This window comes from Streptomyces sp. NPDC002588 (assembly GCF_040295925.1).
GTDB lineage: Bacteria > Actinomycetota > Actinomycetes > Streptomycetales > Streptomycetaceae > Streptomyces.
Genome location: NZ_JBEOWF010000001.1, coordinates 202,123 through 221,226 on the forward strand (window position 1 = coordinate 202,123; position 19,104 = coordinate 221,226).

At 71.3% G+C, this 19,104-nt stretch carries 20 protein-coding genes; 14 read left to right on the forward strand and 6 right to left on the reverse strand.

Annotated features, from left to right (window positions below):
- Positions 1 to 15 precede the first annotated feature (15 nt).
- Entirely contained in the window at positions 16 to 408 is a 393-nt protein-coding gene (locus tag ABT057_RS00930; protein WP_352340084.1) for a MarR family winged helix-turn-helix transcriptional regulator, read from the forward strand.
- On the opposite strand, the gene ABT057_RS00935 is transcribed toward ABT057_RS00930, so the two are convergent.
- Together ABT057_RS00935 and ABT057_RS00940 are read right to left on the reverse strand one after the other, a co-directional pair.
- Positions 405 to 1,496, reverse strand: a complete 1,092-nt coding sequence (locus ABT057_RS00935; protein WP_352340086.1) for a hypothetical protein — start codon at positions 1,494 to 1,496, stop codon at positions 405 to 407. The genes ABT057_RS00930 and ABT057_RS00935 overlap by 4 nt on opposite strands.
- A gap of 4 nt (positions 1,497 to 1,500) precedes the next feature.
- Positions 1,501 to 2,385, reverse strand: coding sequence for a LysR family transcriptional regulator (locus tag ABT057_RS00940; RefSeq protein ID WP_352340088.1), 885 nt, complete (start codon positions 2,383 to 2,385; stop codon positions 1,501 to 1,503).
- A gap of 305 nt (positions 2,386 to 2,690) precedes the next feature.
- Here ABT057_RS00940 and ABT057_RS00945 point away from each other — a divergent pair, with 305 nt between their 5' ends.
- From ABT057_RS00945 to ABT057_RS00985, 9 genes are read left to right on the forward strand one after another with little or no spacing between them, the layout of a single operon-like run.
- Positions 2,691 to 3,374 (forward strand): alpha/beta hydrolase, encoded by a 684-nt coding sequence (locus ABT057_RS00945; RefSeq protein WP_352340090.1) that lies wholly within the window; start codon positions 2,691 to 2,693, stop codon positions 3,372 to 3,374.
- Positions 3,371 to 4,210, forward strand: coding sequence for a sulfurtransferase (locus tag ABT057_RS00950; RefSeq protein WP_352340092.1), 840 nt, complete (start codon positions 3,371 to 3,373; stop codon positions 4,208 to 4,210). Before ABT057_RS00945 ends, ABT057_RS00950 begins: the two co-directional genes overlap by 4 nt.
- The gene (locus ABT057_RS00955) at positions 4,207 to 5,091 is read left to right on the forward strand and encodes an ABC transporter permease (protein ID WP_352340094.1); all 885 of its coding nucleotides are present in this window, start codon (positions 4,207 to 4,209) and stop codon (positions 5,089 to 5,091) included. Before ABT057_RS00950 ends, ABT057_RS00955 begins: the two co-directional genes overlap by 4 nt.
- Positions 5,092 to 5,096: 5 nt before the next feature.
- A complete protein-coding gene (locus ABT057_RS00960; RefSeq protein WP_352340096.1) occupies positions 5,097 to 5,813 on the forward strand; it encodes an ABC transporter ATP-binding protein in 717 nt (238 codons plus the stop codon).
- A complete protein-coding gene (locus ABT057_RS00965) occupies positions 5,810 to 6,790 on the forward strand; it encodes an ABC transporter substrate-binding protein (protein ID WP_502973742.1) in 981 nt (326 codons plus the stop codon). Before ABT057_RS00960 ends, ABT057_RS00965 begins: the two co-directional genes overlap by 4 nt.
- A gap of 22 nt (positions 6,791 to 6,812) precedes the next feature.
- Positions 6,813 to 7,910 (forward strand): LLM class flavin-dependent oxidoreductase, encoded by a 1,098-nt coding sequence (locus tag ABT057_RS00970; RefSeq protein ID WP_352340098.1) that lies wholly within the window; start codon positions 6,813 to 6,815, stop codon positions 7,908 to 7,910.
- 10 nt (positions 7,911 to 7,920) lie between these two features.
- Complete coding sequence (locus ABT057_RS00975) at positions 7,921 to 8,919, forward strand: ABC transporter substrate-binding protein (RefSeq protein ID WP_352340100.1); 999 nt, start codon at positions 7,921 to 7,923, stop codon at positions 8,917 to 8,919.
- On the forward strand, positions 8,916 to 10,079 hold the full coding sequence (locus ABT057_RS00980; protein WP_352340101.1) for an acyl-CoA dehydrogenase family protein: 1,164 nt from the start codon (positions 8,916 to 8,918) through the stop codon (positions 10,077 to 10,079). The genes ABT057_RS00975 and ABT057_RS00980 overlap by 4 nt, the downstream gene beginning before the upstream one ends.
- A complete protein-coding gene (locus ABT057_RS00985; RefSeq protein ID WP_352340103.1) occupies positions 10,076 to 11,446 on the forward strand; it encodes an FAD-binding oxidoreductase in 1,371 nt (456 codons plus the stop codon). Before ABT057_RS00980 ends, ABT057_RS00985 begins: the two co-directional genes overlap by 4 nt.
- Before the next feature lie 9 nt (positions 11,447 to 11,455).
- Here ABT057_RS00985 and ABT057_RS00990 read toward each other — a convergent pair whose 3' ends face one another.
- The 4 genes from ABT057_RS00990 to ABT057_RS01005 form a co-directional block, all read right to left on the reverse strand.
- Entirely contained in the window at positions 11,456 to 11,854 is a 399-nt protein-coding gene (locus tag ABT057_RS00990) for an SseB family protein (RefSeq protein ID WP_352340105.1), read from the reverse strand.
- Positions 11,855 to 12,015: 161 nt separating this feature from the next.
- The gene (locus ABT057_RS00995) at positions 12,016 to 12,450 is read right to left on the reverse strand and encodes a VOC family protein (RefSeq protein ID WP_352340107.1); all 435 of its coding nucleotides are present in this window, start codon (positions 12,448 to 12,450) and stop codon (positions 12,016 to 12,018) included.
- A gap of 153 nt (positions 12,451 to 12,603) precedes the next feature.
- Complete coding sequence (locus ABT057_RS01000; protein ID WP_352340109.1) at positions 12,604 to 14,388, reverse strand: sensor histidine kinase; 1,785 nt, start codon at positions 14,386 to 14,388, stop codon at positions 12,604 to 12,606.
- A complete protein-coding gene (locus ABT057_RS01005) occupies positions 14,378 to 15,076 on the reverse strand; it encodes a response regulator transcription factor (protein ID WP_352340111.1) in 699 nt (232 codons plus the stop codon). Before ABT057_RS01005 ends, ABT057_RS01000 begins: the two co-directional genes overlap by 11 nt.
- A gap of 145 nt (positions 15,077 to 15,221) precedes the next feature.
- Between ABT057_RS01005 and ABT057_RS01010 the strand changes: the two genes are divergently transcribed.
- Genes ABT057_RS01010 through ABT057_RS01025 form a run of 4 tightly spaced genes read left to right on the forward strand, consistent with a single transcriptional unit; the run spans position 15,222 to position 19,090 of the window.
- Positions 15,222 to 15,818 (forward strand): hypothetical protein, encoded by a 597-nt coding sequence (locus tag ABT057_RS01010; protein WP_352340113.1) that lies wholly within the window; start codon positions 15,222 to 15,224, stop codon positions 15,816 to 15,818.
- The gene (locus ABT057_RS01015; protein WP_352340115.1) at positions 15,808 to 17,142 is read left to right on the forward strand and encodes a peptidoglycan-binding protein; all 1,335 of its coding nucleotides are present in this window, start codon (positions 15,808 to 15,810) and stop codon (positions 17,140 to 17,142) included. The genes ABT057_RS01010 and ABT057_RS01015 overlap by 11 nt, the downstream gene beginning before the upstream one ends.
- Positions 17,139 to 17,828, forward strand: coding sequence for an ABC transporter ATP-binding protein (locus ABT057_RS01020; protein WP_352340117.1), 690 nt, complete (start codon positions 17,139 to 17,141; stop codon positions 17,826 to 17,828). Before ABT057_RS01015 ends, ABT057_RS01020 begins: the two co-directional genes overlap by 4 nt.
- A complete protein-coding gene (locus ABT057_RS01025) occupies positions 17,825 to 19,090 on the forward strand; it encodes an ABC transporter permease (RefSeq protein WP_352340119.1) in 1,266 nt (421 codons plus the stop codon). The genes ABT057_RS01020 and ABT057_RS01025 overlap by 4 nt, the downstream gene beginning before the upstream one ends.
- Positions 19,091 to 19,104 lie beyond the last annotated feature (14 nt).

The window sequence follows — 19,104 nt, forward strand, 5'->3', positions numbered from 1 at the left end:
TGTTAACGTGCGGGTATGGCAGTGAAGACGGCCGACGCGGGCCTTGAGGAGCGGTGGCGGGACATCCTGTCGGTGCACGCGCGCACGATGTGCGAGATCGACCGCGCGCTGCACCCGCACGGCCTCGGCGCGAGCGACTTCGAGGTGCTCGACGTCCTTGCCACGGAGGTTCCCCGGCAGGGCGATCAGTGCCGGGTACAGGACCTGGTCGGGCGGGTCCATCTCAGCCAGAGCGCGCTGTCCCGGCTGATCGGCCGGCTGGAGAAGGACGGCCTGGTGGAACGGGCGGTCTGCCTGGAGGACCGGCGCGGGGTGTACGTCACCCTCACCCGCAAGGGCCGTGACCTGCACACCGACGTGCTGCCACTGCAGCGTGCGGTGCTCGAGCGGATGCTGGGCAGCGCCTAGGGCTGCCTCTCGCCCGGTCTGCGGTCCGCCGGCCGATATGGCGGGATCGGGGTGGACGGGAAGTCCCGTGGGCCCGTCCACAGGGCGGGGACCGCGTCGCAGCGGCGGCACAGTTCGTAGCCGACCGCCTCGTAGTTGACCCGCCAGCCCCTGAAGTGCGCCCAGGCCTCCTCGGTGCCTCGTTCGGCGGAGAAGCCCGCGGACTCCAGCATCGACACGGCCGCGTCGAACTCGACGAAGGTGAGCCGGATCGGGGCGTCCGGTGAGGGGTCGGCGTCGAACGGGAAACGCAGGGCGCGGGCGATGTCCCGCAGGGCGGTGAAGCCGGCCCGGAGTACGAGCCGGGCCTCCGGCGGGGCCGAGCGCGGGGCCAGCGCGAGCTGCATGGCCGCCGCGTCCATCACGGCGATGAGCCCCACCAGCCAGCTGCGGTGGGGGCGCGGCGAGCGGAACGCCAGCAGGGCCGGGTACGTCGAATGGCTCTCCCCCATGTCCGCGGCGAGCCGCTCCCAGGCCCGGTACAGCTGGGGCAGCGCGCTCTCGGTGTCGACCAGCCACTGCCGGGCCAGGATCTCCGGGCCCCAGGCGGGTTCGCCGGCCCGGGACTGGAGCAGGGTGACCTCCAGCTCCCGGCGGTTGTAGGCGGCGTAGAGCGTGGGGAGATAGGCGATCTGCAGGGCGATGACCACGGGCCCGGTGGCCGCGGCGGCGAAGTCGAGGGCGGACAGCCTGATCCGGGCGCCGCCGGCGAAGCCGAGGGTGAAGAGGCTGGAGCCGGCCTCCCGGAAGGACGTCGTCCAGTCGAGCGGGGACAGGGCGTACAGCAGCAGGCCGTAGCCGGTCAGGGCGCCGCCGAGCCAGATGGCCAGCATGCCGACCAGCATCAGCGGGGCGAGCCAGGCCTGCCACCGGTCGATGGCCTCGTAGCCGCGGCGCAGCGCCAGCAGGTGCAGCAGGCCGCGCAGGGCCGACCACAGCCGGTACACGACCAGTGAGTACAGACCGCGCGGGACGACCAGGGTGCGCAGGATGCTGCCGAGGACCAGCGCCAGCACGAGTGCGCCGGCCGCACCGGAGAGCCAGATCATGCCGTCATTCTGGATCACCCGTGCGGAGCGGTGTGTGCTCTCGGTGCAGGAGTTCGCGTACGGCGCCGAAGGCCGCCTCGACCGTCGCCGGATCCGCGCCCGGGCGGGCCAGCGCGCTCATCGGGATCGGGGGCACGGCGGGCAGGTCGGTGCACGGCGTGAGGCCGTCGGGGGCCGGGCCGACGGCGGCCAGCAGCGCCACGCCCTGACCGGTGCGGGCGATGTCGAGGACGCCCGCGAGATAGCCGGCGTCGCCGACGACCGTGGCGGGCACACCGTGCTCGGCGAGGGTGACGATGGCACGGCGGCGGATCGCGCACGGGTCCTCGACGGCGACCAGCGGCACGGGCACGGGGGCGGGCGGGGGCCGCCAGCCCGGGGTGGCGTGCCAGGTGAGCGGCAGTCCGCCGACGGGGGTGCCCTCGGTGGCGGCGGCTTCGGTGACGTAGACCGCGACGTCGACACTGCCGCGCTGGACGGCCTCGACCAGGCGGGCGGAGCGGTCGATGCGGTAGCGGACCCGGCAGCCGGGGCGCACCTCCTGCACGGCGGCGGTGAGCCGCGGCAGGAACTGGTCGGCGGCGTGTTCGGTGGAGCCGATGGTGACGGTGTCGCCGTCGACGTCGAGCAGGACGCGGACGGCCTCGTCGTGGACGGCGAGGACACGGCGCGCCTGTTCGAGCAGGAGGCGTCCGGCCGGGGTGAACCGGGTGCCGCGGCCCTCCCGTTCGACGACCGGCCTGCCCAGGGTCTTCTCCAGTTTGCGCACGTGCTGGCTGATCGCGGACTGGCTCAGGGCGAGGGCCCGGGCGGCGCGGTGGAAGCCGCCGCAGTCGGCTATCGCGGTCAGGCTGCGCAGGGCCACGATGTCGAGTACGGGTCGGGGCATGGCGGTGACGGTAGTCGCTCCGCCGTTCGATCGCGATACCTGATCGGTTTCGATGCGGAATCATCGTTGGACGCACCCGGTCACGGTCGGTCATGATGAGCGCATGGTGCACGCGACCGCTTCTGCTGCCTTTCTGACGCAGCGCCGAGTCATCGACTTCGGCGTGGCGTGCAGCGCGCGCTGTCGCTGACCTCTTCCGCCGTTCCCGGCGCTCTTTCCCTCTCCTCGGCCCTCGCTGATCACTGACACGTGACAGCCGTCGCGGCCTGCCCTTTCCCCTGCCCTCACATGGGAGTTGCCCCCTCATGCCCTCCTTCTCCTGGGACGAACCCGAAGGCCTCGCTCCACGCGGCACGCTGATCGTGCTGGCCGGGCGCGGTGAACACGGCGGTGTGTACGAGCGGTTCGGCCGCCGGCTCGCCTTCGACGCCTACCGTGTGCGCGCCCTCGGCGACCCGTCCGCCGACCCGTCCGTGCTGGACGAGGCGGCCAAGCTCCTCGCCGACGAGACGCTGCCGGGGCCCAAGGTGCTCGTGGGCTCCGACACGGGTGCCTCGTACGCCGCCCGGCTCGCCGCCGAGCGGACCGCGGGCGTGGACGCTCTGATCCTGGCCGGACTGCCCACCGGCGCGTGGGCCGCGGGGAGTTGGGAGGAGGAGGTCGAGGCGCGGACCGCCTGCCCGACGCACCGGGGTCGGCTGACGAACGACCCGGCCTTCCGGCGCGGCGCTCTCGCCGAGGCTCCGGTCACGCACTCCCTGGGCCTGGTACGGATTCCGGTACTCGCACTGCACGGCGCGGACGACACGGTGAGCCCCGTGGACTCGGCCTACGCGGGCACGTCGGTCCGCCCGGTGATCCTCCACGGCGGCCGGCACGACGTCCTCAACGACGCCCTGCACCGCACGGTCGCCGCGACGGTCGTGCTGTTCCTGGAGCGGCTGCGGCTCTCGCCGGAGCTGCCGGTGATCGCGGAGGGTCTCGCATGAGCGTGACGATCACGGTCGAGGAACTTCGTGCGCGGTCGGCCGCGGACCGCCCGCCGGTGGTCCTGGACGTCCGCTGGGCGCTGGGCGACCCGCACGGCCGCGACCACTACGCCGAGGGGCACATCCCGGGTGCGGTCTACGTCGACCTGGACCGCGAACTGGCCGCGTCGCCCGGCGAAGACGGCGGCCGGCATCCGCTGCCGGACGTCGCCGACCTGCAGCGGGCGGCCCGTCGCTGGGGCATCGGCGAGGACCGGTCCGTCGTGGTGTACGACGACCTCGGCAACACGGCCGCGGCGCGGGCCTGGTGGCTCCTGCGACACGCGGGTGTCGGTGAAGTGACCCTGCTCGACGGGGCCTTGGGTGCCTGGCGGGCAGCCGGACTGCCCCTCGAGTCCGGGATCCCGGCGGATCCGGTGCCCGGCGACGTCGTACTGCGGTATGGCGGGCTGCCGGTCACCGACGCCGACGGTGCCGCCGAACTCGCGGTCAGCGGGCTGTTGTTGGACGCCCGGGCCGCCGAGCGCTTCCGAGGCGAGGTGGAGCCGGTGGACCCGCGTGCCGGGCACATCCCGGGTGCCGTGTCCGCGCCGACCGGGGAGAACCTCGCGGCGGACGGACGGTTCCTGCCGGCCGGGGAACTGCGCAAGCGGTTCGAGAAGAAGGGGGCGGGCGCCGCTTCGGTGATCGGCGTGTACTGCGGCTCCGGTGTCACCGCCGCCCACCAGATCGCCGCCCTGGAGCTCGCCGGGTTCGAGGCCGTCCTCTTCCCCGGCTCCTGGTCCGCCTGGTCCGCCGATCCCGACCGTCCGGCCGCGAAGGGAAGCCGCCCATGACGACGAAACCACTGGACGCGAGGGTGCTGCCGCAGCAGGCGGTGCCCGCGGGCAAGGCTCCTGCCCCGTCCGCCCGCGTCACCATCCGCGGCACCGCCAGGACGGACCGCCGCTTCACCGTCCCCCGTTCCGTGCGCCGGGCCGCGGGTCCCGTGGGCCTCGTCCTCCTGTGGTTCCTTGGTTCGGCCACCGGCGTGCTCCCGGAATCCGTACTGGCCTCCCCCGTGGACGTCGTCCATCAGGCGATCGAGCTCACCGGGAACGGCGAACTCCCCAGTGCGGTCGCCGCGTCGGGCCGCCGGGCCGCCACCGGCTTTCTGATCGGCGCCGCCATCGCGCTGAGCCTCTCGCTGCTGGCCGGGCTGTTCCGGCTCGGCGAGGACGTCATCGACTCCTCGATGGGCATGTTCCGGGCGATCCCCTGGGTGGGTCTGATCCCGCTGTTCATCGTCTGGTTCGGCATCGAGGAGACCCCGAAGATCGCCCTGGTCGCGCTCGGGGTGACGTACCCGCTGTACTTCAACATCTACGGCGGGATCCGCTCGACCGACGCCCAACTCGTCGAGGCGGCACGCATGATGGGCCTCGGCAGGCTCGGTCTGATCAGGTACGTGATCCTGCCGAGCGCCCTGCCCGGCGCCCTCGTGGGCCTGCGGTACGCGCTCTCCACCGCCTGGCTGGCCCTGGTCTTCGCCGAGCAGATCAACGCGGACGCGGGCCTCGGCTATCTGATGAGCAACGCCCAGCAGTACTTCCGTACGGACGTCATCGTGCTCTGTCTCGTCGTCTACGCCCTGCTCGGTCTCGCCTGCGACTTCGCCGTACGGATCCTGTCGCGGCGGCTCTTGACCTGGCGGGCCAACTTCGAGGGTGAGGCGTGAGCGTCATGGCCAACAGTGTGGAGATACGCGGACTCGTCCGGGCCTTCGACGGCAACACCGTCCTGCACGATCTCGATCTCGACATCCGTGAGGGCGAGTTCGTCGCCCTGCTCGGGCACAGCGGCTGCGGAAAGTCGACGCTGCTGAGGATCCTGGCCGGGCTGGACGAGGAGATCGGCGGCGAGGTGACCGTACCCGCGCGGCGCAGTGCCGCGTTCCAGTCGCCGCGGCTGCTGCCCTGGCTGAAGGTGTGGCGCAACGTCGTGCTCGGGCTGCCCGGGCGGCCCGACAGGGCACTGGCCCGCCGGGCGCTCGACGAGGTGGGCATCGCGGAGCGGGCCGAGGTCTGGCCCAAGACCCTGTCCGGCGGCCAGGCCCAGCGGGTGTCGCTGGCCCGCGCTCTGGTCCGCGAACCCGAACTCCTGCTGCTCGACGAGCCGTTCGGCGCGCTGGACGCCCTCACCCGCGGCAAGGTGCAGCAACTCGTCGCCGAACTCTGGCGGTTGCACGGCTGCGCGATCCTCCTGGTCACCCATGACGTGGAGGAGGCGCTGCTGCTCGCCGACCGGGTCCTGGTGATGGACGAGGGCCGTATCGCGCACGAACTCACCGTCGATCTGCCCCGTCCCCGTGACCTCACCACCCCCGACTTCGTGTCCCTGCGCGCCCGCCTCCTCGGCTGGCTCGGCGTCACCCGCACCCTGGAAGGAACCTCCTCGTGACCCCCCTTGTGATCCGCAGGCTCAGCCCCGCCGCGCTCGGCCTCACCGTCCTGCTTGCGCTGGCCGGTTGCGGCGCGGACTCCTCCGCCGACGCCTCCGCCAAGGGCCAGGTCACGCTCACCATCGGAGACCAGGCCAAGACGCTCCAGACGATCCTCGCCGCGTCGGACGCCCTGAAGGGCGCCGGCTACAAGGTGAAGTGGGCCGAGTTCGAGGGCGCGGCCCCGCTGTACCAGGCCGTGCAGGCGGGCGCCGCCGACACCACGTACTCCGCGGACCTGCCGGCGCTCCAGGCGCTGAGCGGGGGCGTGCGGTTCAAGAACGTGGCAGCGCTCAAGAACGACGGGACGCATGTCGGCATCGTCGTCCGGAAGGACTCCGGTATCGACGGCGTCGAGGACCTCAAGGGGCAGAAGGTCGTCGTCTCGTCGGCCAAGGGCAGCGTCTCCGAGTACCTGCTCGCCAATGTGCTCCAGCAGAACGGGCTGAAGTACTCCGACGTCAAGGTGCAGTACCTGCTGCCGACCGACGCACAGGCGGCGTTCGCCTCGGGCAGGATCAAGGCCTGGGCCACCTTCGGGGTCTACCAGGCGGTGGGTCTGGAGCAGGGCGGCAGGCTGCTGGTCGACGGCGCCGACGGCCGGGTCAGCGGTTACGGCTTCATCGGCGCCTCGGACAAGGTACTCGCCGACAGCGCGAAGAAGACCGCGCTCGGCGACTTCCTGAAGCGTCTCGGTACGGCCCTGGAGTGGACCAGCACCCACCAGGACGCGTACGCCAAGGCCATCGAGACCCGCAACGGCGCCGACGCCTCCGTCGCGAAGACGCTCGCCTCGGCCGCGTACAGCAAGGTGCTGCCGATCAACGGCGACGTGAACACGACCGTGCAGGACGTGGCCGACCTCATGAACGGCATCGGCGTCCTCGACCCGAACGTCGACGTGGCGAAGTCGGCCGACACATCCGTCCTCAAGTAGGCGTTCTCAGAAGGAGTTGCTCATGCCTGTCGAGTTCATCAGCGCCGTCCACACCGACTCCGCCGCCTCCGGGCCGGCCGCCTCGAGCCGCACCGGCCTCGATGTCCGCCATCTCCGCAAGTACGCCCGCGCGCTGGACGACGGGGGCTTCGACCACACCCTGGTCGCCTACCACTCGGCCTCGCCCGACGCCTTCCAGATCGCTCAGTTCGTCGCCACGCACACCGAGCGGGTCCGTCCGATCCTGGCGCACCGGCCGGGGGTGATCTTCCCGACGCACGCGGCCCGGGCGCTGGCCACACTCGACCGGATCAGCGACGGCCGGCTGACCCTGCACATCATTTCCGGCGGCAGTGACGAGGAGCAGCGCCGCGAGGGCGACTATCTCGACAAGGCGGAGCGGTACGAGCGTTCGGACGAATACATCCAGATCCTCAGGAAGGTGTGGCAGGCCGAGGGTCCCGTCTCGCACGAGGGGAAGTACTTCCGCTTCGAGGGCTACCACTCCGACGTGAAGCCGGTGAACGGACTGGTGCCGATCTCGGTCGGCGGCTCCTCGCAGGACGCCTACCGGGTGGGCGGGCAGCAGGGCGACATCTTCGGGCTGTGGGGTGAGCCGCTGAAGGAGACGGCGGAGCAGATCGCCGCCGTCAACGCGGTCGCGGACGCCGCCGGCCGTCCCCGCCCCCGTATCTGGGTGTCGTTCCGGCCGATCATCGCGCCCACCGACGAGCTGGCCTGGGAGAAGGCGCACCGCACGCTGGGTGTGCTCAGGGACCGGACACGCAACACCGAGTTGCTGCGGCACTACAGGACCACCGGCCGCCCGGCGAACGTCGGTTCCCAGCGGCTGCTGGACATCGCCGAGCGCGGGGAGGTCCACGACCGCTGCCTGTGGACCGCCCCGGCGGTCGCCACCAACGCGGCCGGTGCCTCCACCGCGCTCGTCGGCTCGCCGGAGACGGTCGCCAAGGCACTGCTCGACTACGTCGACATCGGCTGTGACCTGCTGTCGATCCGGGGCTACGACCCGCTGAACGACGCCATCGACTACGCCCGTCACATCCTGCCGCTGGTCCGGCAGGAGCTCGCCCACCGCGCCACCACCCACGCAGCCTGATGGAGATCCCGTGTTGTTCCGCCGTTCCCTGCGCACGTCCGCCGCCGTGCTCGCCCTGCTCCTGCCGTTCGCGGCGGCCTGCGGCGGCGACGCGCAGGCCGACTCCCCGGCCGATGTCACCCTGCACGTCGGTGCCACCGGGTGGAAGGTCGAGGAGGCGGTGCTGAAGTTCGCCCACCTCGACGACACCCCTTACACCGTGAAGTGGAGCGTGTTCCAGGGAGGCGACCAGCAGCTCCAGGCCGTCCGTGCCGGGGCGCTCGACCTGGCCTCCTCCAGCGAGATCCCGCCCGTCTTCGCGGCCGCCGACGGCAGGCCGAACTTCAAGGTGGTCGCCGTGCAGCGGGCCGCCACCCTCAACCAGGAGGTGGTCGTCCCGAAGGGCTCGAAGATCACCGGCATCGCCGGCCTGAAGGGCAGGAAGGTCGGCTACGTCCAGAACACCACCGCCCACTACTTCCTCTACGAGTTGCTGAAGCGGGCGGGTCTGAAGTGGTCCGACATCGACGCGAAGCCGCTCCTGCCCAACGACGGGCTGGCCGCCCTGGGCGGCGGTTCCATCGACGCCTTCGCCTCCTACGGCACCTCGGTCATCACCGCCCACCAGCAGGGCGCGACGACGATCGGCTCGGGTGCGGACATCCTGTCGGGCAACTTCCTGTGGTCCGCCAGGGACAGCGTCCTGAAGAGCGATGCGCGGAAGGCGGCCGCGGCGGATCTCATCGCCCGGATCACGAAGGCGTACGCGTACGTCCGTGCCGGACACGAGACGGAGTTCGCGAAAGTGATCGCCCGGAACACCCACCAGCCGCTCGCCCAGGCCGAGTCGGATCTCGTCGCGCAGCAGAAGCAGCGGCCGACGAAGGCCCAGCCGGTCACCGACGCGGCAGCCGCCTCGCAGCAGCGGGTCGCGGACGCCTTCACCGAACTCGGGGCGCTGAAGTCCCGGCTCGACGTGAAGTCGTTCTGGACGAACACCCTCGACGCCGACCTGAGGAAAGCCCTGTGACCGCCCACACCGTGACCGCCCGGATCGCCGGACTGGCCGCCGGGTACGACCGCTCGGGCGCCTTCCCCGAGGAGTCGCTCCGCCTCGCGCACGAGGCGGGACTGCTCACCCCGACCATCGGCGAGCAGTACGGCGGCCGGGGCGCCGGGGTCGAGGAGTCGGCGCGGATCCTGCACCGGCTGGGCCGGCTCGACCCCTCCGTCGCGCTCATCACGGCGATGACCCTGGCCACCCACGCCCGTCAGGCGGCGCAGCCGCACTGGCCGGCGGAGCTGTACGCGCGCGTGGTGAAGGAGTCCTTCGCCCGGCCCGTTCTGATCAACCACGCGCGTGTGGAGCCCGAACTCGGCTCCCCCGCCCGTGGCGGGCTGCCCGCGACCCGCGCCCGGCGCACCGCGGACGGCTGGGCGCTCAGCGGCACGAAACGTTTCGTGACCGGCGCGGACGGACTGGACTGGTTCCTGGTGTGGGCCACCACCGACGAACCCGAGCCCCGCGTCGGCACGTTCCTGGTGCCCGGCGGCTCCCCCGGCGTCGAGGTCACCGGCCGCTGGGACCAGCTGGGCCTGCGCGCGAGCGGCAGTCACGACGTGACCTTCTCCGCGGTGGAGGTGCCGTACGAGCATGTGATCGGACTCGGGCCGTACGGTCCCGCCGCCGAACAGGACAACCGGGCGGGCGCCTCCCTGCATCTGCCGCTCGCCGCGCTGTACCTGGGCGTGGCACGGGCGGCGCAGTCGGCCTTCCACGCCTTCGCCCACACGCGCGTGCCCGCCAACCTCGGTCATGCCGTGGCCCGTACGGAACGGTTCCGGCGGACGGCCGGGGAGATCGAGGTGCTGCTCGCGGGCGCGGAGCAGCTGGTGTTCGGCGGGGCGGGGCGCATCGACGCACGGGATGCCTCGTACACGCCGGAGCAGGCGCTCGGCGCGCGTGTGCTGGCCGACCGGCACGGGGTGCGGGCCGTGGAGCTGGCCGTACGGCTGCTGGGCAATCCGGGCCTGGCCCGCGGCCAGGCGCTGGAGCGGCACTGGCGCGACATCCAGTGCGCGCCCGTGCACGCGCCCCAGGAGGACGTCTCCCTGCTCGCGATCGGCACGAAGGCCCTCACGGCGGACGACCCGGCCGAGGTCCCCGAGACGAAGGCGCCGGCGCTGTGACCCTCGTACTCCCCACCACCGCCCGCCTCCTCGGCCTCCTCGCCCGGGACCTGCCGCCCGACCGGCTGGCCACCGACCCGCGCGTGCTGGCCGCGCACGCCGCCGACCGCTCGGGCACGCCCCCCGAGGGGCTGCCGCTCGCGGTGGTGCACGCCCGGCGCACGGAGGAGGTGACGGTCACGCTCCGGCACGCGCACGCCCTGCGTGTCCCGGTGGTGCCCCGGGGCGCGGGCACCGGTCTGTCGGGCGGGGCGACGGCCGGCGAGGGCACGCTGGTCCTGGACCTGTCCCGGATGGACCGGATCCACGAGCTGTCCGCCGAGGACCAGCTCGCCGTGGTCGGCCCCGGTGTCGTCACCGCCGACCTGGACCGGGCGGCCGCCGCGCACGGGCTGCGCTACGCGCCCGACCCGGCGAGTGCCGCCTGGTCGACGATCGGCGGGAACATCGCGACCAACGCGGGCGGTCTGCGGTGCGCGAAATACGGGGTGACCCGGGACAGCGTCCTCGGTCTGGAGGCCGTTCTCGCCGACGGCACGGTGGTGCGCACGGGCCGCCGTACCGTGAAGGGAGTCACCGGATACGACCTGACGGCGCTGCTCACCGGTTCCGAGGGGACGCTCGCGGTGATCACCTCGGCGACGCTGCGGCTGCGGCCCGTGCCGGTGGCGACGGCCACGGTCGCCGCGTACTTCGCCACCTTCGAGGCGGCCGCCGAGGCCTCGTACGCGATCGGGCGCGCGGGGGTCGTGCCCGCGCTGGCCGAGCTGGTCGACGGGCCGGTGCTGGAGGCCGTGGACCCGGCGCTGCGGGCCCGGGGTGCGGCGTTGCTGATCGTGCAGTGCGACGGGGCCGGGGCGGCCGTGGAGGCGGCGGCGGTCGCCGCCCTGCTGGCGCCGACGGCCGCGCGCCTGGAGACGACGGAGGATCCCGCGGAGGCGGAGACGCTGCTCGCGGCCCGGCGGCTCGCACTGCCCGCCCTGGAGCGGCTGGGGCGGCCGCTGATAGAGGACATCGCGGTGCCCCGCTCCCGGCTGGCGGAGGCCGCCGCGGGGATCCGGGCGATCTCCGCCCGCCACGACGTGCCCGTGTTCACGATCGCACACGCAGCGGACGGCAACCTGCATCCGATCGTCGTGGTGGATCCGGCGCAGGACGGACTGCCCGACGCCGTCTGGGAGGCGGCCGGGGAGATCTTCGCGCTGGCCCTGCGGCTGGGCGGCACACTCACCGGTGAGCACGGGGTGGGCGTGCTCAAGCGGCAGTGGGTCGCCGAGGAACTGGGACCCGCGGCGCACGCGCTCCAGCGCAGGCTGAAGGACGCGTTCGATCCCCGCGGGATCCTCAATCCCGGCAAAGGCCTGTGACGTGCTCGTTCAGCGGGCCAGCAGGGTGCGGACACCTTCCGAGGTGAGCGTGAGCGGGTGGTCGCCGGCCGCGTCGATGGCCAGCGACAGTTCTCCGGTCGGCCACTGGGCGGCGAGCGCGCCGAGGGGCACCAGACGGTAGCGGTCGACGCCCGGCAGCAGTCCGGCCATCTCCGGTTCGGAGGTGAACACGGGCACGACGGGCGCGCCGCCGGGGTTCTCCAGGACCGGCAGCGCCACGGTGGCGGGGTCGGTCACGTCCTCGTCGGTGGCGTCGTCGGGCACCGGCACGAGCACGTCGCAGTGCGCGAGCGTGTCCAGTGCCGCGGTGTCCTCGGTGTCCAGGGCCAGCGCGTCCAGCGCCCACCGGGCGGGGTTGGCGTTGCGGTCGTGGGCGGGTGTCTCCATGACGGGTCTCCTCGTCGCGGTCGCAGGCGGCCCGCTCCGGAATCCTTCCCTCCAGGCGGGGTCCGGCCTCGCGTACCCGGTCGGGCGAGGATCAATCCCCACCTGCCTCGGCGTTTCCCCTGCGTCCGGGGCGGCGGGCCCACGAAAGCGGCGCACCCCACTCAGTCGAGACAGAACTCGTTGCCCTCGATGTCCTGCATGCGGAGACACGACTCGTTGAATCCATCGGCGACCAGTAGCCGCACCCGTGTCGCGCCCAGCGCGACCAGGCGTGCGCACTCGGCCTCGAGCGCGGCCACGCGCTCTTCGCCCACGAGCCCGGTGCCGACCCGTACATCAAGATGCAGCCGATTCTTGACGATCTTGCCTTCGGGAACGCGCTGGAAGAACAGTCGCGGGCCGACACCCGAGGGATCGATGCAGGCGAACGCCGAGCCCTGACGCTCCGGCGGCAGTGTGCGATCGAAATCGCCCCAAGCGGCAAACCCCTCCGGTGGCGGCGGTACGACGTATCCCAGCACCTCGCACCAGAAACGAGCCACGCGCTCAGGTTCTGCGCAGTCGAAGGTGACCTGGACCTTCTTGATCGACGCCATCGGTCCATCGTAGGGGTCTGTCGTCGTCGCCACGGGCCCCGCCCCTGGCCAGGGCCACTCGGACCGTCCACGGCGCGGATCCGCGCTCGGGGCCGCCGAGCCGGTCGCCGGTCTGCCGGCCGCGGGGCAGCCGCCAGGACCATGACGCGCGGATCAGCACGGCAACCGCACCAGGAACACCGTCTCCACGTGCGGCCGGCTGACCACGGAGACATCTCCGCCGTGTGCCCGCACCAGCTGTCTGACGATGGACAGCCCCAGCCCGCTGCCTCCGGTCCGCCTGCTGCGGGACTGTTCGGCCCGCCAGAAGCGGTCGAAGACCCGGGGCAGGTCCTCCTCACGGATGCCGCTGCCCGTGTCCTTCACCTCGATGGCGACGGCGCCTGCCACACGGCGGGCGCTGAGGGTGACGCGGCCGTCCGGCGGGGTGTGGCGTATCGCGTTGGACAGAAGGTTGCCCAGGACCTGGCGGAGGCGGACCGGGTCGGCGTGGATCAAGAGGCCGTCCGGGGCATGGACGGCGGTCTCGACACCGCCGGCGTGTGCGGTCGCCCGGTGCGCGCCGATGGTCTGCTCGATCAGCTCCCGGAGGTCGAGCTCCTGTGGACGCAGACGCAGGGTGCCGGCGTCGGCGGCGGCGAGCACCTGGAGGTCGTCCACGATGTGCTGGAGCAGGCCCGCCTCCTCCTGGAGCGAGGCGAGGAGCGCCGAGTCGGGCTCTGCCAGGCCGTCCTGTGCCGCGTCCAGCCAGCCGCGGATGTTGGTGAGGGGCGTGCGCAGTTCGTGGGCGATGTCGCTGACCATGACCCGGCGCTGCTCGTCTGTGCGTTCGCGGCGTTCCGACAGGTCGTTGAGGGCGGCGGCCAGATATCCGGTCTCGTCCTTGGCGGTGACGGGGATACGGAGGTGCCGGCCAGAGGGGGCGCGGGCCGCGTTGGTCAGCGCGCGCAGCGGACGTACCAGCCTGATCGCGATGACGGCGGTCACGGCGATGGTCGCGGCCAGGACCAGACCGGTGGTGGCCAGGATCCGGAGGGTACCGGCCGGTGACAGGTCGAAGGCGGCGGTGGCCGTGCGGGGCGGGCTGGTGACGAACAGGAGGGCAGCGGGGGCGACATACGCCGCCAACTGCTCCCGCCGGCCTTCCTCCACACAGTCGTCGACAGCGGCGGAACCCTCCGCGGAGTCGTCGCCCTCCACCCGGAAGTCCACGGTGATGGTCAGCGGGTCGGGCAGGCGTACGTGGTTGCGCTCGGCGCAGTCACGGACGAGTCCGGCGAGTTCGGCGAGGGCCGTGGCCTCGGTCGGGGTGGGTACCAGCAGAAGCTTGGTCGCGCAGACCGGGATGAAGTCCACCGGGTTGGTGGCCGTGCGCAGGGCGGGTCTGCCGCTGGCCTCCTCGACGACGTACGGGCGTATTCGCGTCTGGTCGTAGATGCACTTGGCCTCGTCGCGGGCGACCCTTCGCAGCTTCGCCCGCTCCTCGGCGGGCAGGCGGTAGGGGCCGACGGCGCGTGGGTCGATGCGGGAGGCCTGCTCCGTCTCGCCGACACCCTGATCCTTGGACGGAGCGAGGTGCAGCGGATCGATCACCGCGCTCTCGTTGAGGGGCAGCCGTTGCGCGGCCGACCGCTGCGACGCGGCGATGACCCGGCGCGCCCGCGTGGTCAGGATGATGGTGCGCCCCGTCGACCGGGAGAGATCGAGGACGGTGCGCTCGACACCGTCCCAGTCTCGGTGCGTCGCGGCGAAGCCCTCCAGCTGCTCCTGGATGGTGGCGTCGTCCGCGAGGACCTGGCCCCGCTCCTGCTCGATGGCGACGGTGGTGCCGCGTACCGTCAGCCAGGCCGTGGCCCCGATGGACACCAGGGAGATCAGCACGGAGGTGACCAGCAGCCGGAACAGCAGGCTGTTGCGGAGCGGGACTTCAGACGTCACGGCGGCCTCGGGACAGTTTGTAGCCGATGCCGTGGACGGTCAGCAGGAACTCCGGTCTGCGCGGCGAGGTCTCGATCTTCTTCCGCAGGTTCACTATGTGCATGTCCACGGTGCGTTCGGTGACCACTCGGCCGTGGTCGGTGATGCAGTGCAGCAGCTGAGCCCGGGTGAAGACCCGCTCGGGTGCGGCCGCCAACGTGCTGAGCAGGCGGAATTCGCCGGGAGTGCAGTTCACCGGACGGCCGTTGACGGACACCTCGTGCCGGTCCGGGGCCAGGGTCAGCGGTCCGGCCTTGAGCAGCACTTCCTCCGTTTGCTCCTGGTGCCGGGTGCGCCGCAGCAGGGTCCTGATGCGGGCCACCAGTTCGCGCGGCCTGAACGGCTTGGTCATGTAGTCGTCCGCCCCGATGTCCAGGCCGAGGAGCAGATCGTCCTCTGTGGAGCGAGCGGTGAGCATCAGAATGGGCATATCGCCCGTGGCCCGTATACGTCGGCATATCTCCAGCCCGTCGAGACCGGGCAGCATCCAGTCGAGAACGAGCAGGTCGGGTGGCCGCCGGGTGGCTGCATCGAGGGCTGTCGGACCGTCGTGCACCACGGTTACGGCATGGCCGTCGTGCACCAGGTAACGACGGATCAGTTCTGCCTGCTTTTCGTCGTCTTCGGCCACCAGTACGTATGCGGACATGGCCCGATGATAAACCTGCGGAGCGCGGAGTGAACGACGGAACTCTCGGCTCAATTCTCTGACAACTTCTTGACAATCGCGTGAAGGGTTCGGCGGGAGGGAAGGGTTGACATCTTTCTGACAAAGCCTTGGCACGCTTCCCGGCATGCGAAACAAGAAGAACCTCTTTGTCCCCTGCGCCGTGCTGGCGGTGACACTGATCACCGGCTGCTCCTCAGGGGGAGACGCCGAGGGCAAGGACGACGGGGTCGTCTCCGTCGCGGAGTCCGACGGAGGTGGAAAGAGCACGGCGACGAAGAGTCCGGCGGCCGACGATTCCGAGTCCGGCGCTCCCCAGATTCGGCTGGACACCACAGAAGTCGAGCAAATACGCATGTTCCAGGGCTACCTGCGCTGCCTCAAGGATCACGGAGTGCCCATTTCGGGGCCGGGGAACAAAATGCCGGAAGCCGCCCCCGGAACATTGTGGTTCCCCGGTATAGACGTGGCCAAAGAGCGTCCCGACGCGGAAAAGGCATGTCACGGCAAGAGGCCGCTGCCGCCCCCGGAGCTGGACCCGAAGACAAACCCCGACTACATGGACGATTACACCAAGTGGATCGAGTGCGACAACCGAAGAGGGCTCAAGGTGAACCCCCTTCCTGACGGAGGCGGCTGGAACTACAAGGCCGGTGCGACTCAGCCCAGGAACGAGGACCAGATCGACAAGGAATGCATGATAGAGGCGTTCAGTGGTAAGTGAGCGCGACTCCGGGGACACCATGGCCCTGCGGGTGACGGTCCAGGAAGGGACGGACCCCCGTGAGCCGAGGGCGGGCCGCCGGAAGAAGAAGGCCCTGTATCTCGCCCTCGTCGCCGTGCTGCTGGCAGGAGGAACGGGCGCCGGTCTGCTGTGGGCCGGCCGGGGCGGGAACGGCTCCGAACCCGAGTCCGGCCCGAAGGTCAAACAGATCGCCGTGGTCAGGACGGATCTGTCGGGCAGCAGAGAGATGGACGGCACGCTCGGCTATGACTCCCCGCGCACGATCCGCAGTGCCGGCGAAGGACGGATCACCTGGCTTGCGAACCGGGGTGCGACGGTCAAGCGCGGCGGGCAGCTGTACCGCGTCGACGAGCGTCCCGCCGTGGTCTTCTACGGCAGCACACCGCTGTATCGCAGGCTCGACACCCCCGGCAGCGTCGGACGTGACATACGGGTCGTCGCCGACAACCTCAAGGCTCTCGGCTACGACATCGGTGTACAGCCGGCGCCGGGCGCGGTCGTCCGGCAGCAGACCCCCGCGGGCGACCCCGCACCCACGACAACGGCCCCTGGGCAGGGGGAGACCACACCCCCGGCCGGCCAGTCCTCGCCGCCGGACGGCGGAAGCGGCCAGGCAACCGATGCGCCACAGGAACAGCCGGCGAGCCCGAGTCCGTCGCAGTCCACGGTCAGGGAGGGTGACGGTGTGCTCACCACGTCCCTGATGTCCGCGATCAAGCGCTGGCAGAAGGCCGTGGGCATGGACCAGACCGGCATCCTCGACGTCTCCGACGTGGTCGTGACGAAGTCGGCGGTGCGGGTCTCGGACGTCCTCGCCCAGCCGGGGGACGACGCGTCGAGGGACCTGATGACGGTGACCTCCACCACCAAGTCCGTGACCGTGCCGGTGGGGTCGCTCGACATGGGGTCCATCAAGTCGGGCCAACAGGTCACCGTGGTGCTGCCCGACCGGTCCACCGCCACGGGCCGGGTCTCCGCGATCGGCTCCGTCGTGCAGGCAAGCCAGGATGCCGCCGGCGACACGGGGCAGACCAAGACCAACGTCACCGTGTCGCTGGACGACCCGCAGGCCGTCAAGGGCATCGACTCCGCTCCCGTACAGGCCCAGTTCCAGGGAGAGTCGAAGAAGGGCGTACTCGCCGTCCCGGTCGGCGCCCTGCTCGCCCTGCGCGAGGGAGGGTACGCGGTCCGGCTCTCCGGCGGCAGGCTCGTCCCGGTCGACACGGGCATGTTCGCCAAGGGGCTGGTCGAGATCAGCGGCCAGGGCGTCAGCGAGGGCATGAAGGTGGAGACCACGGCATGACCCAGGTCATCAGCGTGCACGAGGCGAGCGTGACCTATCCCCCCGCGGTGAGAGCCCTCGACCGGGTCTCCCTGACCGTCGCGCAGGGCGAACTGCTGGCCATCGTCGGCCCTTCCGGCTCCGGCAAGTCCACGCTGCTCAACATCATGGGCACACTGGCCTCGCCCACCAGCGGCAGCGTGGTCATCGAGGGGCAGGACGTGGCGGAGCTGTCCGACCGTCAACTGTCCGCCCTGCGGGGGCGGCGCCTGGGTTTCGTCTTCCAGCACTTCCATCTGACGGACGGACTCACCGCCGCTGAGAACGTGGCGACCGGCCTGCTGTACGCCGGTGTGCCCAGGAAGCACCGCAAGAAGCTGGCCGAGGAGGCCCTGGCCCGGGTCGGGCTCGCCCGCCGGGCCGACCACCTGCCAGGGCAGCTTTCCGGAGGAGAGCGCCAGCGGGTCGCGATAGCCCGCGCGGTCGTCCATGAGCCGGCTCTGGTCCTCGCCGACGAGCCGACCGGCGCACTCGACACCGCCAACGGCGTCGCGGCGCTCGCCCTGTTGACCGAACTCAACGCGGCGGGCACCACGATCGCGATCATCACCCACGACCGTGACATCGCCAACCAGCTGCCACGCAGGGTCAGCATGCGTGACGGCCGCCTGGTCGCGGACACCGCACTGATCGAGAGCCCGTCATGAGCGCCCCCGCCAAGCCGTCACGCGCCGCGCTGCGACGCTCTCGCCGGCGTGCCGAAGAGAGGATCAAGCCGGTACGTCTCGCCTTTCTCGACCTGTTGGGCCTGGGACTCCTCGGCCTGCGCACCCGGAAGCTGCGCGCCGCGCTGTCGGCGCTCGGTATCTCGATCGGCGTCGCCACGATGGTGGTGGTGACCGGGATCCCGGCCTCCAGCCAGCGGGCGCTGATGGACGAGATATCGGCGCTGGGGTCCAACATGCTGCGGGTGCAGCCGTATTCGGGACAGAACGAGCCCGTTCTGCTGCCCGAGGAATCGGTCGACATGGTGCGTCGCATCAAACCGGTCACCGAGGTGAGCGCGGTGGCCAACACCCATGCCGAGGTCCGGCGTTCCGACCTCATCGGTGACGACGACTTCTCCGGTGCGGGACTCAGCGTGCTCGCGGCACGACGCGATCTGCTGAGCGTGGTGGGCGGAAAGGTGTTCTCGGGAAGGTTCTTCAGCGCCGCCGACGAACAGTTCCCCACGGCCGTACTGGGCTACCGGGCCGCCGGCCAACTCGGCATCGGGGAAATCCCCGAGAACGACCCGGCTCCACAGATACAGATCAACAAGTCGTGGTTCACCGTGATCGGCATCCTGCACTCGATACCGCTGGCCAACGACCTCGACAACGCCGTGCTGACGGGATGGCCGGCCGCCAAGAAGACACTGCGCTTCGAGGGAAACCCCACGGTGATCTACGTCAAGGCACGGGAGACCTATCTGGAGGACGTACGGAGCGTACTTCCCGCCACCGTGTTCCCGGAGCAGCCCGGTCAGGTCCAGGTCAGCCGCCCGTCCGACGCCCTGGCGGCCAAGCGCGCCACGCAGAACACCTTCTCCTCCCTCTTCCTCGGCCTGGCCGGTGTCGCCCTGCTGGTCGGTGGAATCGGCGTGGCGAACACCATGGTCATCTCGGTCCTGGAGCGCCGAAAGGACATCGGGCTCCGCCGGGCGCTGGGCGCGACCCGCGGTCAGATACGCGTCCAGTTCCTCACGGAGTCCGTGGGACTGTCGCTGCTCGGCGCCGTCGCCGGAACCCTGTTCGGCGTCCTGGCCGACATCGGCTACGCGGCCTACCAGGGCTGGCCGACGGTGATCCCCCTGCTCTCGGTCGCGGGCGGATGCCTCGGCGCGGTGCTGATCGGCATGGCGGCCGGCGTCTATCCCTCGGTCCGCGCGGCACGCCTTCCTCCTACGGAGGCACTGGCGTCGACGTGAGCGGCGAGCGGCGG

Coding starts and splice junctions, on each gene's coding strand:
- ABT057_RS01010 (WP_352340113.1), top strand. CDS start 15,222: ATGCGAAACAAGAAGAACCTCTTTGTCCCCTGCGCCGTGCTGGCGGTG.
- ABT057_RS00935 (WP_352340086.1), bottom strand. CDS start 1,496: ATGATCTGGCTCTCCGGTGCGGCCGGCGCACTCGTGCTGGCGCTGGTC.
- ABT057_RS00960 (WP_352340096.1), top strand. CDS start 5,097: ATGGCCAACAGTGTGGAGATACGCGGACTCGTCCGGGCCTTCGACGGC.
- ABT057_RS00940 (WP_352340088.1), bottom strand. CDS start 2,385: ATGCCCCGACCCGTACTCGACATCGTGGCCCTGCGCAGCCTGACCGCG.
- ABT057_RS00995 (WP_352340107.1), bottom strand. CDS start 12,450: ATGGCGTCGATCAAGAAGGTCCAGGTCACCTTCGACTGCGCAGAACCT.
- ABT057_RS00990 (WP_352340105.1), bottom strand. CDS start 11,854: ATGGAGACACCCGCCCACGACCGCAACGCCAACCCCGCCCGGTGGGCG.
- ABT057_RS01025 (WP_352340119.1), top strand. CDS start 17,825: ATGAGCGCCCCCGCCAAGCCGTCACGCGCCGCGCTGCGACGCTCTCGC.
- ABT057_RS00955 (WP_352340094.1), top strand. CDS start 4,207: ATGACGACGAAACCACTGGACGCGAGGGTGCTGCCGCAGCAGGCGGTG.
- ABT057_RS00970 (WP_352340098.1), top strand. CDS start 6,813: ATGCCTGTCGAGTTCATCAGCGCCGTCCACACCGACTCCGCCGCCTCC.
- ABT057_RS00945 (WP_352340090.1), top strand. CDS start 2,691: ATGCCCTCCTTCTCCTGGGACGAACCCGAAGGCCTCGCTCCACGCGGC.
- ABT057_RS01005 (WP_352340111.1), bottom strand. CDS start 15,076: ATGTCCGCATACGTACTGGTGGCCGAAGACGACGAAAAGCAGGCAGAA.
- ABT057_RS00930 (WP_352340084.1), top strand. CDS start 16: ATGGCAGTGAAGACGGCCGACGCGGGCCTTGAGGAGCGGTGGCGGGAC.
- ABT057_RS00950 (WP_352340092.1), top strand. CDS start 3,371: ATGAGCGTGACGATCACGGTCGAGGAACTTCGTGCGCGGTCGGCCGCG.
- ABT057_RS01020 (WP_352340117.1), top strand. CDS start 17,139: ATGACCCAGGTCATCAGCGTGCACGAGGCGAGCGTGACCTATCCCCCC.